Here is a 14,130-nt window from a genome sequence, read left to right on the forward strand (position 1 = left end):
TTGATTTTCATATCAAGGTCTTTCTTTTTGTAAATATTTTATATCGAAAACAAAGCCTCTAATTCTGCCATAGTATTTTCGTTTGTAATTAAATCTTTTACGATTTTTCCTTTTTCTAAAGCTACAATTCGGTTAGAAACTTCTATGGTGTGTTGTAAATCGTGACTTGAAATTAACATCGTAATTTGTTTTCTATCAGCAATTTCTTTTAATAAATTTTTTAAACGAATTTGCGTTGTTGGGTCAAGGTTTGCAAACGGTTCATCTAAAATTACCACTTCTGGATTTCCGATGAAAGTTGCTGCAATTCCAACTTTTTTCTGATTTCCTTTAGATAAATCTCTGATGTATTTCTTTCCACCTAAAATTTCATCGTTAAAGAAAACTTGAAATGGTTTTACAAAAGCTAACGTTTCTTCTTTAGATAATCCGCGTAATTCGCCAATGAAATTAAAATATTCATCTGGAGTTAAATAGCCAATTAAAAACGATTCGTCTAAAAATGCATTCGTAAACGTTTTCCATTTTTCTGAGGTATGAATTTCAATTCCGTTCGAAACAATGTTTCCTGTCGAAGGTTGAATCAAATCTAACAACAAACTAAAAAAAGTAGTTTTTCCGGCTCCGTTGTTTCCAACTAATCCAAAACTTTCTCCTTTTTGAATTTCTAGATGTTCGATGTTTAAAACTCGGTATCCGTTATATATTTTTGAAAGGTTATTTACTTTTATCATAATTTTTAGATTGAACGTTTATAAGCAGCAATTGTTGAATATTTTTCTTTTTTATATACTTTTTCGATTTGTGAGAAGATGTAGTTTCTAAATGCAAATCCGATAATTCCGGCTAATGAAACCAAAATATATCCCAATGTTGCATCTTTTATGAAAACACCAATTCCGTATAAAAACATAGGTAATAACATTTTAGGAAGTGCTAACAAGATCGATTTTATATTGAAAGCGTTTTTATCTCCCATCAAATTTTTGTTTGTACCTAAATCAATTGGAGTTTTTACGAAAGCTCCGCTTAGCATTACCAAATGTGTGTTTACACCAATATTAAAAATCGCTCCAGCTAAAATCATCAAATAAATATCTAATCCAAATGATAAATAAAACAAAGCTAGAACAACACAAACACATGTTGAGATAACCATTAACCACCATTTTGATTTTAGATAATCGTTATACGTGATTTTCTGCGTCATCATAAACGGATAATAAGACGAATCCCAGCTTGGAATGTAATTTCCGAAATTAAAAATAAATCCTCCGGTAACAAAAATTGATGCAAACATGTGCATTACTGGATTGTTGTACATCGGAACGATATTGGTAAAGAATAGCAATCCATAAAATATAAAGAAGAAACTCATCCACATGGTTGATTTTGAACGTTTATTACGCAACAACATTTTAATATCTAATTTCAAGAAAGTTCCGGTTGTTCCGTATTTGTCTAACCAAGATAAATTGATGTTTTGTACCTCGTTCTGTTTTGCTTCTAAACCTTTGTCTAAATATAAATTTGCTAAATAGTTTTTGTATGCTAGATAAATCATTCCGCCCAAGACAATTGCTAATACGGCAATTAAAAATGGATATTCATAAAACGCATTGTAGAAAGAATAGGTATAATCTGTAATCGTAATCCATTCGTAATATTGAGCGATTCCGGCAACGATTGCGATTCCAAAAATGACATAAAAGAAAATGTCTATTTTGTTTAATAATAAATTAAGGTAATTGTTGAAATATAAGAATAATAGTATTGAAACAGACCAAAGTATTAATGGAAGAGTAATTTCTAAATTAAAAAATAGTGTGCCAATTAAAGGTAAAATATATAATAATCCAAAAAGATTAAAAACAGAAAATACACTTCTACCTAAAATGTTTTTAACGATTTTTGTTTTAGGAATGTTTGTTAGCAATAAAGACCTAATGTTGTTTGTGTTGAATTTTTGAAACATATAACGCAACATCAAATCAGCACCAAAGAAATAAATCATATAACGATTGATTTCCTGAAGTGGATTCATACCTTCTTCTTCAAAAATAAAATAGGTTCCAAATCCAAAAATTAATAAAAAAGCAGCAAACATAACTGCATAAATTCCAACAACTATGGTTAGTATAAGATTTGTAACAAATAATTGTGAACGGAAAAATGCTTTTTTACGTAAATAAAATAGAAGCTTATTCATAGTTTTATAATTTCTTTAACTAATTAGTATCGCTTTTATAAAAATGTTACAATTTTAAAACAAAAAAATCGTTTGATTATCTCAAACGATTTTTCCCTTTTTCATAGCAAAACGAAATAATACTGTTATTAATATTATTTCAAAAAAACCAAATCTAAAATCTATTAACTAACACAAACATATTATTTTTCTTAAACACACTTCAAATATACACAAAAAAACATAAAAACAAGAAAAATATTCATTATTTTGTATTTTTAAATGAATATTTATCTAAATGGCAGTTTTAGGAAATTTGATAACTTTGCTCAATTAAATATAAACGATGAAAAAAGATATAGAAATCCCTAAATCAGAACATGTTTTTGTTGCTGTAATCAATGAATGGAATGATGACTTTCAAGAAAACTGTTGGTATGCTTATTTGGTAAATGAAAATGATTCTCCTCTTGAAATGGCTATAATTGTGTCTAGAGCTTTCGGAACAATTGAAGGCGAACAACGTAAAACAGGAATGTTTAGACATGTTTTTGCAGAAGTTGCTGCAAATGGAGCTATAAAAGTTGAGTTACTTGAAAATAATGTTTTACAATTGAATAATGAATTTGTTGTAACTTATTTTCTAAATGGGGTTTTGTATGATAAAACTTTTTTATTCAGAACCAATACAATAAACATTAATGCAACAACTGATATTTTAAGCATTGACAGAAAAGGAGTCGTAGTAAAATAAAAAAAGGGAAATTTCTTAATTGAAATTTCCCTTTTTTTATTTTATTTATAAATTAATCATTTTTAGGCTTATACATTAACGAAGCAATAATCGAGATTGATAAAACTCCTCCAATAATTGCTAACGAAACTGTTGATTGAAAATGGTAAAATGGCATAATCAACATTTTTGTTCCAATGAAAACTAAAATCACTGCTAAACCATAATGTAATTTTGAGAACATATCCATTGAATTTGCAAGTAAGAAATACAATGAACGAAGTCCTAAAATCGCAAAAATATTTGATGTATAAAGAATAAACGGATCATCTGGAGCAATCGCAAAAATAGCTGGAATACTATCAACTGCGAAAACTAAATCTGTAATTTCGATAACAGCTAAAGCAACGAATAAAGGTGTTACCATTTTGATTCCGTTCTGAATGGTAAAGAATTTATCTCCATCAAAATCAGGTGAAACTTTAAAGAATTTATGAACTAAACGAACACCAATGTTTTTTGACATATTCTCTTCATCTCCTTCTTTTTCAGGTAAAGCTGATTTTATTCCAGCAATAATCAAGAAAATACCAAATATAAAAAGTACAACATTTAACTGTCTTGTATCTCCGGTTTCTGGGTTAATTCCTAAGAAAGGTAATGTTATATAAGTAACTTTAATTAATTGAACTCCAGCAAAAATAAAAATCGCACGGAAAAATAATGCTCCTAAAATTCCCCAGAATAAAACTTTATGCTGATATTCTTTTGGAATTTTGAAAAATTTGAAAACTAAAATAAACACAAATAAGTTATCGACCGAGAGTGCTTTTTCAATCCAGTAAGCGGCTTGATATTTAGAGAAGTTATCTGTGATTCCGTGAGGTTTATCTAAAACAAAATAAACAATACCACTAAAAACCATCGATAATGTAATCCAAACAATACTCCAAGTTAAAGCTTCTTTGTTTGAAATTGTGTGTGATTTTTTGTTAAAAACTCCTAAATCTAGAAGTAACATAATAACAACCGCAATTGCAAATCCGCCAATTAACCACGGATGGTTGATCATGTGATCATCAGGTAAATTTTCCATATATTTTAATCTAATTTTTCTGTTAATTTTTTAAACACTTTTTTCGGCTCTTTGCCATTGTATAATATGTCGTAAACGGCATTAATTATCGGAGTTTTTGCTTTTAATTCTAAGTTCATATCATAAGCACTTTTGGTAGCATAATAACCTTCTGCAATCATGTTCATTTCCATCTGAGCAGATTTTACAGTGTAACCTTTACCAATCATATTTCCGAACATTCTATTTCTAGAAAAAAGCGAATAACCTGTTACTAATAAATCTCCTAAATATGCAGAATCGTTGATATTACGTTTCATCTTGTGAACTTGCTTAATGAATTTTTTCATTTCGCGAATTGCATTACTCATCAATAAAGCTTGGAAGTTATCGCCATATCCTAAACCGTGCGCCATTCCGCAAGCAACTGCATAGATATTTTTTAACATCGAAGCATATTCTGTTCCGATGATGTCATCAGAAATTTTTGCTTTGATGTAATGACTTCTTAAACAATTGGCAACAATTTCGGCTTTGTTTAAATCGCCGCTGGCAATTGTAAGATAAGAAAGACGTTCAAGAGCAACTTCTTCTGCGTGACATGGACCAGCAATTACGGCAATGTTTTCTTGTGGAATATCATACGTTTGCATAAAATATTCTCCAACAATAGAATTTGTTTCAGGAATAATTCCTTTGATTGCTGAAATAATAATTTTATTAGAAATATCAGCTGTTAGTTTCTGCATTTCTTTTCCTAGAAAAGCTGATGGAACTGCAAATATGATATAATCAGCATAAGAAACAGCTTCATTTATATCATTGGTTAAAATTAATTGGTCGATGTCAAATTCAACAGCGCTCAAATAATTTGGATTGTGTTTGTTAAGTTTAATTTCTTCGATTGCAGACTCACTACGCATATACCACGCAATTTCATCAAGGTTGTGGCATAGCATTTTCGCAATAGCTGTTGCCCAACTACCTCCTCCAATTACTGCAAACTTCGGATTTGTATTCATTTTAAATTGTTTGAAAAGCAAAATTAAAAATTTATAATTGTAAACCTATTATTTTAAAGTTAAGCATCAATTAAAGTTTTGGTTTATATCGTTTTAACAAAACATTATGTTTTTGTTACATAACAATCAATTATGATTTTACGTTATTAGCTTGTATTAAGTAATTAATATTTTTTTGTTTTTGTTGAAAACGCTCAAGTTATGGTTCTTGAGCGTTTTCTATTTCATAAAAAAAGAATCAACATTTGTAGTCAATTCTTTTCTGTAATATTTATTTTTTGTAGAATAAATTATGATTGATATATTCCCAAACTTTCGGATGTAACATCGGTTGGATGTTTTTACCTTCTTTAATATTATTACGTATAAAAGTAGAAGAAAGTTCAATAATTGGCGCTTCAACTCTTTTTATTCTTGGATGATTTTCGAATTCTTCTGGAATGCTATTTTCTGATATTCTTGGATAAACATAAATATCATAATTCTGCAAAATAACTTCGTAATTCTTCCATTTATTAAACGATTCCAAATTGTCTTCACCCATGATTAAAGCAAATTCGTGTTTCGGAAATTTCTCTTCTAAATGCACCAATGTATTAATGGTATAATTAGGTTGAGATAATTTAAATTCAATATCCGAAGGTTGAATCTTATCAAAATTTTCGGTAGCTAAATGCACCATGTGTAAACGATGATAATCTTCTAATAAATTGGCTTTTTTCTTTAATGGATTATGCGGTGTTATCACCATCCAAACTTGGTCAATGTCGCTATTTTCTGCCAAATGATTTGCAATAATAATATGTCCAACATGAATGGGATTAAACGTGCCGAAATACAAACCAATTTTCATAATTTATTTATTTAAAAAGTCGGTAATTAATTTAAAAGCATCTTGTTTCGCTGTTTCTAAATCATGATTTTCTAAAATTACATCAAACTTAGGAGCTTCGGCGATTTCTCTTTCTGCTTTATCCAAACGCATTTGAATTTTTTCATCACTTTCAGTCTGACGGAAACGCAAACGACGTTCTAATTCTTCAACTGAAGGCGGACTCACAAAAATAGCTAACGTTTGTTCAGGATATTGTTTTTTGATATTTAAACCACCAATCACATCGATATCAAAAATCACGTTTTTTCCTAAAGCCCAAATACGTTCTAATTCAGTTTTTAAAGTTCCGTAATAATTGTCTTTGTAAACTTCTTCGTATTCAACAAAATCATTGTTTTTAATATGTTTTTGAAAATCCGAAGCCGAAATAAAATAATAATCTTTACCGTTAATTTCTCCTTCTCTTTGATAACGCGAAGTTGCAGAGATCGAAAAATCTAATTGTAATTCAGGTTTTGTTAGTAAGTGTTTTACAATCGTGGTTTTACCAGAACCTGATGGCGCCGAAAAAACAAATAGTTTACCTGTACTCATGTTTTAAAAGTGTGTTGTTATGTAGCTATTAAAGTACGTTTAAAACTTGTTCTTTAATTTTTTCTAATTCGTCTTTCATCTGAACCACTAATTTTTGCATTTCAGAATGATTCGATTTCGAACCCATCGTATTGATTTCTCTTCCCATTTCTTGAGAGATAAATCCTAATTTACGTCCGTTTGCTTCAGAACCTTCAATCGTTTCAATGAAGTAATCTAAGTGATTTGTTAAACGAACTTTTTCTTCGGTAATATCAAGTTTTTCTAAATAATAGATGATTTCTTGCTCGAAACGATTTTCATCAACATTAGCCTGAAGTTCAACTAAATTATTACGTAAACGTTCTTTTACAATAGCAATACGTTCTGGATCTAAAGCAATAGCTTGATTCATAAAATTACGAATGTTTTCGATTCGATTTCTGAATTCGATTTCTAATTTAGCTCCTTCTTGTCTTCTAAATTCGTTGATGTATTGAAGGGCTTCAGTTATTGCAATCTGAATAGATTCCCATTCATTTTCATCAATTTCTTGACGTTCCACTTTTAAAGAATCCGGCATACGAACTGCCATTTTCATTAGTTCAGTAGCATCTGCATCTGGGATTATATTTTTCATTTGCTCAATGTACGAAAGTACAATCGGAGCATTGATTTTACTTGAAGTTTCTTCTGCTGTAACTTCTGAAAAAATTGAGAAATCCACTTTTCCACGCTCTAAATCTTTAGCGATTACATTACGTAATTCCAATTCTTTCTCGCGAAAAGCCTGTGGAAGACGAACATTTAAATCTAAGTTTTTAGAATTTAAAGATTTAACCTCAACAGTTATTTTTTTATTTGGAAGTTGCATAGTTGCTTTTCCAAAACCGGTCATTGAATTTATCATACCATTTAAATAAAGCCACAAAGATAATGATTTTAGTTGATTGATTAAATGAAAATTGAAGGCAAAAGAAAAGTCGGTATATAACCGACTTTCACTTTTTATTATTGATTTACAATTTCTAACATTGATGAAACCGTTTTAGCTGCATTACCTACAAAAATTTGATTGTTGTAAATAATTACTGGACGTGCTAAAAATGTATAATGTTCTAACAAATACTTTTTAAAACCTGCTTCGTCTAAGTTAGCTTCTTTCAAATTTAATTGTTTGTAAAGTTGTGCACGTTTACTAAAAAGTTTTTCGTAACTTTTTGTGTAGTTGTACATTTCTTCAACTTGCGCTTCAGTTAACGGATTGGTTTTTATGTCAATCAATTCAAATTTTGAAATATCGTTAATCTGAGCTAATATTTTTTTGCACGTATCACACGTACTTAAATAATATATTTTATTCATATTCTAAGTTTCTTTAACTACAATAATATTTACGGGACAAGCTTTTGCAGCATTTTCACAAACTTCTAAAATAGAATAATCATGTGATTTTAACGTGAAAAATCCTTTGGCATCTGTAGATTTTAATAGTACAGTTTTTCCATCTTTTTTAGACATCTGAAATTGTGCAGGTGCCATTTCTACACAATAATTACAACCAATGCATTTATTGCGTTGTAAGGTTACGATTACCATTACGCTTCTACAATTTTATACATTTTGTCTGATAATCGAACTCTGAATGGAAGTTTAAAAGTAGCGTCATCTCCTTTAGTGGCTTTTTCTACTTTTTCGCCATTTGCAAAAAGTTCGTCAATAATCAATTCCTGGGCTCCGGTACTTGGTCCGGTAATTAAAATTTTATCACCTACTTTAATATCGTAAGCTTCAACCTTAAATTCCCCGATTGATGCTTTTTGGAAATAATGCATCGCTTTTCCTACATACACTTTTTTCTGAGTTGCAACAGAACCCGGAACATCGCTCCATTCTCCTAATTTCTGACCTAAATAATAACCACTCCAAAAATCACGATTGTAAACGGTACGTAAATCGGACATCCATTTCGTTACATTTTCTTCTGTAAAGTTACCTTCGTAATAAGCATCAATTGCAGAACGATACGTTTTGGTTACCATGGCAACATAATCGGCACCTTTACCGCGACCTTCTAATTTTAAAACTTGAATTCCTGTATCAATCACTTGATCCAAAAAATCTAAAGTACATAAATCTTTAGGAGACATCATATATTCATTATCAATCTCAATTTCAAATCCTGATTCTTGATCGATAACTGTATATTTTTTTCTGCAATTTTGTTTGCAAGCACCACGATTTGCTGATGAATTATGCGAATGTAAACTCAAATAACATTTTCCAGAAACTGCCATACATAAAGCACCGTGACCAAAAATTTCGATTTCAACTAAATTTCCTGACGGTCCTTTGATTTGTTCTTTCTCAATAGCTTCTGTAATTTTAGTAACTTGGCGTAAACTTAATTCGCGAGAAAGTACAATCGTATCAGCAAACAAAGCATAAAACTTAACTGTTTCAATATTAGTTACATTTAACTGCGTAGAAATATGAACTTCTAAACCAATGGTTCTTGCCATAGCAATAACCGCTTGATCTGAAGCTATCACAGCAGTCAAATCTGCATCTTTTGCTTTTTGCAATAACGTTTTTACGATAGATAAATCGTGATCGTAAACAATAGTATTTAACGTTAAATACGTTCTAACATTTTTTTCTTTACAACGACGAGCGATTTCTGGTAAATCTTCTAATGTAAAATTCATGGTCGCACGAGCACGCATATTCAGTTGCTCTACACCAAAATAAACCGAGTCAGCACCATTATCAATAGCAGCTTGCAACGATTCAAAGTTACCTGCTGGCGCCATTAATTCAATTCTACCTGTTGTTGTCATTTTAAAAAAATTAGTCGTTTTTAACTATTGTAAATAATTTATCTGATAAACGAATTCTGAAAGGAACTTCAAAAGTAACTTTGTCTCCAACTACAGCTTTCTCAACGTTTTGTCCGTTAACTTTCATTGCTGTTAAAGTCATACGTTCTTCCCCAGTTGTTGGTCCTTGAATTACAATTTGGTCTCCGATATTTAATTCTTTGTTTTCTATTATAAATTGAGCTACAGAAGCTTTTGTAAAATAATGCTCGCCTTGAGCAACATAGATTTTACGTTCGGCTTTTTTCTTTCTGATTTCTGTAACTTTAGCTACTTTTACAGGAACTATTTCTTCAAAAACATTACGTTCTTTTTTAAACTTTAAGTTTTCTGATTTTCCTTTTTTAAAGATTAAGTTACCTTTTTGTTCGCCTTTGCGTAAACGTCTTTGTTCTTCGATTGGTAATTGAATAATATCAACACATTCATTAGAACAACATCCATGCATCGCCTCATGACATTCATCACATTGAATGAATAATAAATGACATCCTTCGTTTGCACAGTTTACGTGTGTGTCGCAAGGTTTTCCACATTGATGGCAATTTGCAATAATATCATCTGTGATTCGTTCTCCTAAACGGTGGTCGAATACGAAGTTTTTTCCGATGAATTTACTTTCTAGGCCTTCTGCTTTTACTTGGCGTGTGTATTCAATGATTCCACCTTCAAGCTGATATACATTTTTAAAGCCTTGATGTTTGAAGTAAGCCGATGCTTTTTCACAACGAATTCCACCAGTACAATACATTACTAACTTTTTATCTTCTTTATGTTTTTGAAGTTGCTCGTTAATAATAGGTAACGATTCACGGAAAGTGTCCACATCTGGAGTAATTGCTCCTTTGAAATGTCCGACTTCACTTTCGTAGTGATTTCTGAAATCGACTAAAACCACATCTGGGTCATTTAATAATTCGTTAAAATCTTTTGCGCCTAAGTGAATTCCTTTGTTTGTGACATCAAAAGTAGCATCGTCTAAACCGTCAGCAACAATTTTATTACGTACTTTAACGGTAAGTTTAAGGAAAGATAAATCGTCTTGTTCAACAGCAACGTTCAAACGGATTCCTTTCATAAAATCATAAACTTCTAAAGTATCTCTAAAAGCATCAAAATTTTCTGCAGGTACGCTCATTTGTGCATTGATTCCTTCGTGAGCAATATAGGTTCTACCTAAAGCTCCTAAAGCATTCCAAGCTATAAATAAATCGTTACGAAATTGTTCTGGGTTTTCAATTTTAGCATAAGCGTAAAAAGACAAAGTCAATCTTTTTTCTCCGGCTTGCTCAATTAATTGCGCACGTTCTTCGGCGCTTAAAGTATTATACAGTTGCATGCTATATACGTTTTAAGTCTAGTAAATAAATAAAAAACCGAATTCTAGATGGAAGAATTCGGTTGCAAAGTTACTATTAATATTTTATTTGAAAATGACATTTATCATTTTCTAGATTTAGAATTTAATTCGCCATAAATTCTTTCGTTGTCGTCATTGGAGATGTTGACCCTCTGTGACAAGTAGCACAATCAACAGCATTTTTGTATTTATCACCAATCGGGTTAAATGATTTTTCATTTATCTCGTTTGTCATTTGAATCATATGACGTGTAATTTCTTTTGCATAAACATCGTCCGCAGATTTATCTTTACTGTGACAATGATTACATTTTACACCTAATGCCTTGTTGTAAGATTTCATCAGATTCATTAAGCTATCCTTTGAAATATCTTGTGGTAAAACTTTCAGATTTTTGAATCCATCATTATAATTAATGTTTTCATACTCAGGTTCTTCGTAAACTTTGTAAGCCGAAAAAACAAGACCAACACAAGCGATTAAAGCTAATACTAAAATGTTCTTTTTCATATTCAATTTATTTTTTCACTAAAATACATTATTTTATTTAAAAAACAACTATTGCTTTTCAGACATAACTTTGTCTAAAGTTTTTAGAGAATCATTTTTGACTTCTGTATCTTTATTTTTTAGGTAATTGATTCGGATTTCTTGTTGTTTGATAATTTCAGCGATATGAGGTTCTACAACTTCTTTTAGCTGTTCAGTTGTTATTAATGTTGCATTAGGGTCTTTAACTAAATCATTCCAAACACCTTTTTTACCAAAAGCATAATCTCCATATACAATTACCGGTGTTCCTTTTGCAATTTGTGTATTTGCATCTTTCAGAATCCATTGATCACACCAATTATATAAAAATTGCGCATCTGCATCTAGCAAACGCAAACAAGAGTGAGAAGCTGGATAACCTGGCAATGCATATTGATGAAATCCTACGCCACCATGATTGCTAATATTGAAATTCCAATTTAAAATCCATTCACTATTTGAAGTACTTTTTACTTTTCGACCTCTCCAATTTGTAAAAAATAAACCACGAGGAGTCTGGGTCGCTTTTTTTCCCATATTAGTTGGTCCCCATTTAATCAGGTTTCCATTTTCATAAACAGCAAAAGCCTGAATAGGATAAGAAAAAACGATAAATTTCGGAACATCAGTTAATATCTCCATTTGATATGGAAACGGAGAATAATCCAAAAAGTCTTCTTTTATAACTTTGGGAACTATGATTGTATCTCTACCTTTAAGATTTGCTACATCAACACGATTTAAAGCTGCAATGGTGTAAATTTCATCTTTGGAATAGGTTTTAAAGAACTTTTTTGAAAGCGAATCACTTTTTTTAAGAGGCCAATAGTCATATTCAGCCCCTTCTTTTATTCTTAATTCTTCTTTTTTAACAAACTTGTCTTTAATTTCAGTAATAGAATCCTGTTTAAATTTTACGATTGAATCCTGCTTCGCTTTTTCTAAACTGTCTTTTCTAATTTGAAAAGCACGTTCATTATCTGTCTTAGTATCTTCTGTTTGTTTGGAGTTCGGATTTGCCTTATCACAAGCAACAGTAAATATTAATAATCCAACAAATAATATCGAATTAATTATTTTTTTCATAATGCAATTTTTTATTGAAATTATATAAAAAAAAGTAAAGTTCAATGTTTTTTAAAAAAAGATTGAACTTAGTTAAATTGAATTAACCTCTTATTTTGAGATTTTTAGTTTATATTTTTAGATAAAATCGCGTCTAAACTGTATTTACCTGGCCCTAAAAATAAGATAGCTACATATCCAATTAGATATGCCGTTCCTAATTCAGATTCGCCAAAAACATCCCAATTATGCGCACTTAATATCACAATCGCTGTGACAACTAACGGAATTATAGCCCATCTTGTAAGCAATCCGAAAGCTAGTAACACAGAACAAATCAATTCTGAAAAAATAACCAACCCAAGCGAAATTGTTGGACCTAGTCCCATGAAATCCATGAATTTAGTTTGCAAATCTTCAAATTTTAGAAATTTTGCCCAACCATGTGGAATCATTAACATTGCAAAACCAACGCGCAATACCAACAATCCTAAATCTAGTGATTTTGTGTTTTTAGTTGAAAATAAAAGCTGCTTCATAATTATTATTTTTATTACTAATTTACTATAATAATTTTATTTTTTTACAAACATTTCATAAACGACATATCTTGTCGTGTTTATGTGTTAGTTTTGTCCAAGAAATGAAAACAAGAATAAAACTATTTTATTTCAGAATACAAACATTAAATAAAAAAGGGTATTTTTACATATATAATACAAAAGAGATATGAGTGCAGATAGAGAAGCAAAATTAAAAGCGTTACAATTAACTTTAGATAAATTAGACAAAACTTACGGAAAAGGAACAGTAATGAAATTAGGTGACGCGGCTGTTATAGAAGTTGAGTCAATTTCGTCTGGGTCATTAGGTTTGGATTTAGCTTTAGGAGTAATGGGATATCCGAAAGGAAGAATTGTTGAAATTTACGGACCTGAATCTTCTGGTAAAACAACCTTGACTTTACATGCAATTGCAGAAGCTCAAAAAGCTGGTGGAATCGCTGCATTTATTGATGCAGAACATGCTTTTGACCGTTTTTATGCACAGAAATTAGGTGTAGATATTGATAACTTAATCATTTCTCAACCTGACAATGGAGAGCAAGCTTTAGAAATCGCAGAAAACTTGATTCGTTCTGGTGCGATTGATTTAGTGGTAATTGACTCGGTTGCTGCTTTAACACCAAAAAGTGAAATTGAAGGAGAAATGGGCGATTCTAAAATGGGATTACATGCTCGTTTGATGTCTCAAGCATTAAGAAAATTAACAGGAACAATCAATAAAACAAATTGTACGGTTTTCTTCATTAACCAATTGCGTGAAAAGATTGGAGTTATGTTCGGAAATCCAGAAACAACAACTGGTGGTAATGCATTAAAATTCTATGCTTCGGTTCGTTTAGATATTCGTAAATCAACACAAATAAAAGATGGTGATTTAGTGATGGGTAATCGTACAAAAGTAAAAGTCGTAAAAAATAAAGTTGCACCACCATTCCGTACTGCAGAATTTGATATTATGTATGGCGAAGGAATTTCTAAAGTTGGAGAAGTTTTAGATTTAGCTGTTGAATTCGAAATTGTAAAAAAATCAGGTTCATGGTTCAGTTATGGAGAAACGAAATTAGGACAAGGTAGAGATGCTGTTAAAAATTTAATCAAAGACAATCCAGAATTAATGGATGAACTTGAAGTTAAAATCAAAGAATACATCAAAGCTAAAAACGCAGAATAAAATTTTCTAAAATATTTTTTAAGCCTCAATAGACTAAAGTTTATTGAGGTTTTTTAATTTAAATAGAAGACATTACAAACCTGAGTTCGATTAATAAATCAAGAAAAATAGTTGGTAAAAAAAAGAAATAG

At 30.6% G+C, this 14,130-nt stretch carries 16 protein-coding genes; 2 read left to right on the plus strand and 14 right to left on the minus strand.

Translation table 11 applies throughout. From position 1 onward, the window contains the following. Positions 1–38: 38 nt before the first annotated feature. The gene (locus EG240_RS12805) at positions 39–734 is read right to left on the minus strand and encodes an ABC transporter ATP-binding protein (RefSeq protein ID WP_125019784.1); all 696 of its coding nucleotides are present in this window, start codon (positions 732–734) and stop codon (positions 39–41) included. A 5-nt stretch (positions 735–739) separates the two neighbouring features. Further along, a complete protein-coding gene (locus EG240_RS12810) occupies positions 740–2,209 on the minus strand; it encodes a DUF5687 family protein (RefSeq protein WP_125019785.1) in 1,470 nt (489 codons plus the stop codon). A gap of 325 nt (positions 2,210–2,534) precedes the next feature. Between EG240_RS12810 and EG240_RS12815 the strand changes: the two genes are divergently transcribed. Further along, positions 2,535–2,942 (plus strand): hypothetical protein, encoded by a 408-nt coding sequence (locus tag EG240_RS12815; protein WP_125019786.1) that lies wholly within the window; start codon positions 2,535–2,537, stop codon positions 2,940–2,942. 52 nt (positions 2,943–2,994) lie between these two features. Here EG240_RS12815 and EG240_RS12820 read toward each other — a convergent pair whose 3' ends face one another. The 12 genes from EG240_RS12820 to EG240_RS12875 all read right to left on the minus strand — a co-directional run bounded on the left by EG240_RS12820 (position 2,995) and on the right by EG240_RS12875 (position 12,801). Continuing rightward, positions 2,995–4,017, minus strand: coding sequence for a TerC family protein (locus EG240_RS12820; protein WP_125019787.1), 1,023 nt, complete (start codon positions 4,015–4,017; stop codon positions 2,995–2,997). Positions 4,018–4,022: 5 nt separating this feature from the next. Further along, on the minus strand, positions 4,023–5,018 hold the full coding sequence (locus EG240_RS12825; protein WP_125019788.1) for an NAD(P)H-dependent glycerol-3-phosphate dehydrogenase: 996 nt from the start codon (positions 5,016–5,018) through the stop codon (positions 4,023–4,025). 271 nt (positions 5,019–5,289) lie between these two features. After that, positions 5,290–5,871, minus strand: coding sequence for a nicotinate (nicotinamide) nucleotide adenylyltransferase (gene nadD, locus EG240_RS12830; protein WP_125019789.1), 582 nt, complete (start codon positions 5,869–5,871; stop codon positions 5,290–5,292). Between the two features lie 3 nt (positions 5,872–5,874). Continuing rightward, positions 5,875–6,447, minus strand: coding sequence for a guanylate kinase (gmk, locus tag EG240_RS12835; RefSeq protein WP_125019790.1), 573 nt, complete (start codon positions 6,445–6,447; stop codon positions 5,875–5,877). Between the two features lie 28 nt (positions 6,448–6,475). After that, on the minus strand, positions 6,476–7,324 hold the full coding sequence (locus EG240_RS12840) for a YicC/YloC family endoribonuclease (protein WP_125019799.1): 849 nt from the start codon (positions 7,322–7,324) through the stop codon (positions 6,476–6,478). Positions 7,325–7,437: 113 nt separating this feature from the next. Next, the gene (locus EG240_RS12845; protein WP_125019791.1) at positions 7,438–7,791 is read right to left on the minus strand and encodes an arsenate reductase family protein; all 354 of its coding nucleotides are present in this window, start codon (positions 7,789–7,791) and stop codon (positions 7,438–7,440) included. Between the two features lie 3 nt (positions 7,792–7,794). After that, positions 7,795–8,025 carry a ferredoxin gene (locus EG240_RS12850; protein WP_125019792.1) on the minus strand — a complete coding sequence of 77 codons (231 nt, stop codon included), beginning with the start codon at positions 8,023–8,025 and terminating at the stop codon, positions 7,795–7,797. Next, the gene (locus tag EG240_RS12855) at positions 8,025–9,266 is read right to left on the minus strand and encodes a peptidase U32 family protein (protein WP_125019793.1); all 1,242 of its coding nucleotides are present in this window, start codon (positions 9,264–9,266) and stop codon (positions 8,025–8,027) included. The genes EG240_RS12850 and EG240_RS12855 overlap by 1 nt, the downstream gene beginning before the upstream one ends. 10 nt (positions 9,267–9,276) lie before the next feature. Continuing rightward, a complete protein-coding gene (trhO, locus tag EG240_RS12860) occupies positions 9,277–10,644 on the minus strand; it encodes an oxygen-dependent tRNA uridine(34) hydroxylase TrhO (RefSeq protein WP_125019794.1) in 1,368 nt (455 codons plus the stop codon). Between the two features lie 124 nt (positions 10,645–10,768). Then, positions 10,769–11,176 carry a c-type cytochrome gene (locus EG240_RS12865; RefSeq protein WP_125019795.1) on the minus strand — a complete coding sequence of 136 codons (408 nt, stop codon included), beginning with the start codon at positions 11,174–11,176 and terminating at the stop codon, positions 10,769–10,771. A 48-nt stretch (positions 11,177–11,224) separates the two neighbouring features. Then, complete coding sequence (locus EG240_RS12870) at positions 11,225–12,283, minus strand: L,D-transpeptidase (protein ID WP_125019796.1); 1,059 nt, start codon at positions 12,281–12,283, stop codon at positions 11,225–11,227. A gap of 104 nt (positions 12,284–12,387) precedes the next feature. After that, on the minus strand, positions 12,388–12,801 hold the full coding sequence (locus EG240_RS12875; RefSeq protein WP_125019797.1) for a DoxX family protein: 414 nt from the start codon (positions 12,799–12,801) through the stop codon (positions 12,388–12,390). Positions 12,802–12,991: 190 nt separating this feature from the next. Here EG240_RS12875 and recA point away from each other — a divergent pair, with 190 nt between their 5' ends. Further along, the gene (gene recA, locus EG240_RS12880; RefSeq protein WP_125019798.1) at positions 12,992–13,999 is read left to right on the plus strand and encodes a recombinase RecA; all 1,008 of its coding nucleotides are present in this window, start codon (positions 12,992–12,994) and stop codon (positions 13,997–13,999) included. Positions 14,000–14,130: the final 131 nt, after the last annotated feature.

It is taken from the genome of Paenimyroides tangerinum (assembly GCF_003865405.1).
Taxonomy (GTDB): Bacteria; Bacteroidota; Bacteroidia; order Flavobacteriales; family Flavobacteriaceae; genus Flavobacterium; species Flavobacterium tangerinum.

Coding starts and splice junctions, on each gene's coding strand:
- EG240_RS12805 (WP_125019784.1), bottom strand. CDS start 734: ATGATAAAAGTAAATAACCTTTCAAAAATATATAACGGATACCGAGTT.
- EG240_RS12810 (WP_125019785.1), bottom strand. CDS start 2,209: ATGAATAAGCTTCTATTTTATTTACGTAAAAAAGCATTTTTCCGTTCA.
- EG240_RS12815 (WP_125019786.1), top strand. CDS start 2,535: ATGAAAAAAGATATAGAAATCCCTAAATCAGAACATGTTTTTGTTGCT.
- EG240_RS12820 (WP_125019787.1), bottom strand. CDS start 4,017: ATGGAAAATTTACCTGATGATCACATGATCAACCATCCGTGGTTAATT.
- EG240_RS12825 (WP_125019788.1), bottom strand. CDS start 5,018: ATGAATACAAATCCGAAGTTTGCAGTAATTGGAGGAGGTAGTTGGGCA.
- nadD (WP_125019789.1), bottom strand. CDS start 5,871: ATGAAAATTGGTTTGTATTTCGGCACGTTTAATCCCATTCATGTTGGA.
- gmk (WP_125019790.1), bottom strand. CDS start 6,447: ATGAGTACAGGTAAACTATTTGTTTTTTCGGCGCCATCAGGTTCTGGT.
- EG240_RS12840 (WP_125019799.1), bottom strand. CDS start 7,324: ATGACCGGTTTTGGAAAAGCAACTATGCAACTTCCAAATAAAAAAATA.
- EG240_RS12845 (WP_125019791.1), bottom strand. CDS start 7,791: ATGAATAAAATATATTATTTAAGTACGTGTGATACGTGCAAAAAAATA.
- EG240_RS12850 (WP_125019792.1), bottom strand. CDS start 8,025: ATGGTAATCGTAACCTTACAACGCAATAAATGCATTGGTTGTAATTAT.
- EG240_RS12855 (WP_125019793.1), bottom strand. CDS start 9,266: ATGACAACAACAGGTAGAATTGAATTAATGGCGCCAGCAGGTAACTTT.
- trhO (WP_125019794.1), bottom strand. CDS start 10,644: ATGCAACTGTATAATACTTTAAGCGCCGAAGAACGTGCGCAATTAATT.
- EG240_RS12865 (WP_125019795.1), bottom strand. CDS start 11,176: ATGAAAAAGAACATTTTAGTATTAGCTTTAATCGCTTGTGTTGGTCTT.
- EG240_RS12870 (WP_125019796.1), bottom strand. CDS start 12,283: ATGAAAAAAATAATTAATTCGATATTATTTGTTGGATTATTAATATTT.
- EG240_RS12875 (WP_125019797.1), bottom strand. CDS start 12,801: ATGAAGCAGCTTTTATTTTCAACTAAAAACACAAAATCACTAGATTTA.
- recA (WP_125019798.1), top strand. CDS start 12,992: ATGAGTGCAGATAGAGAAGCAAAATTAAAAGCGTTACAATTAACTTTA.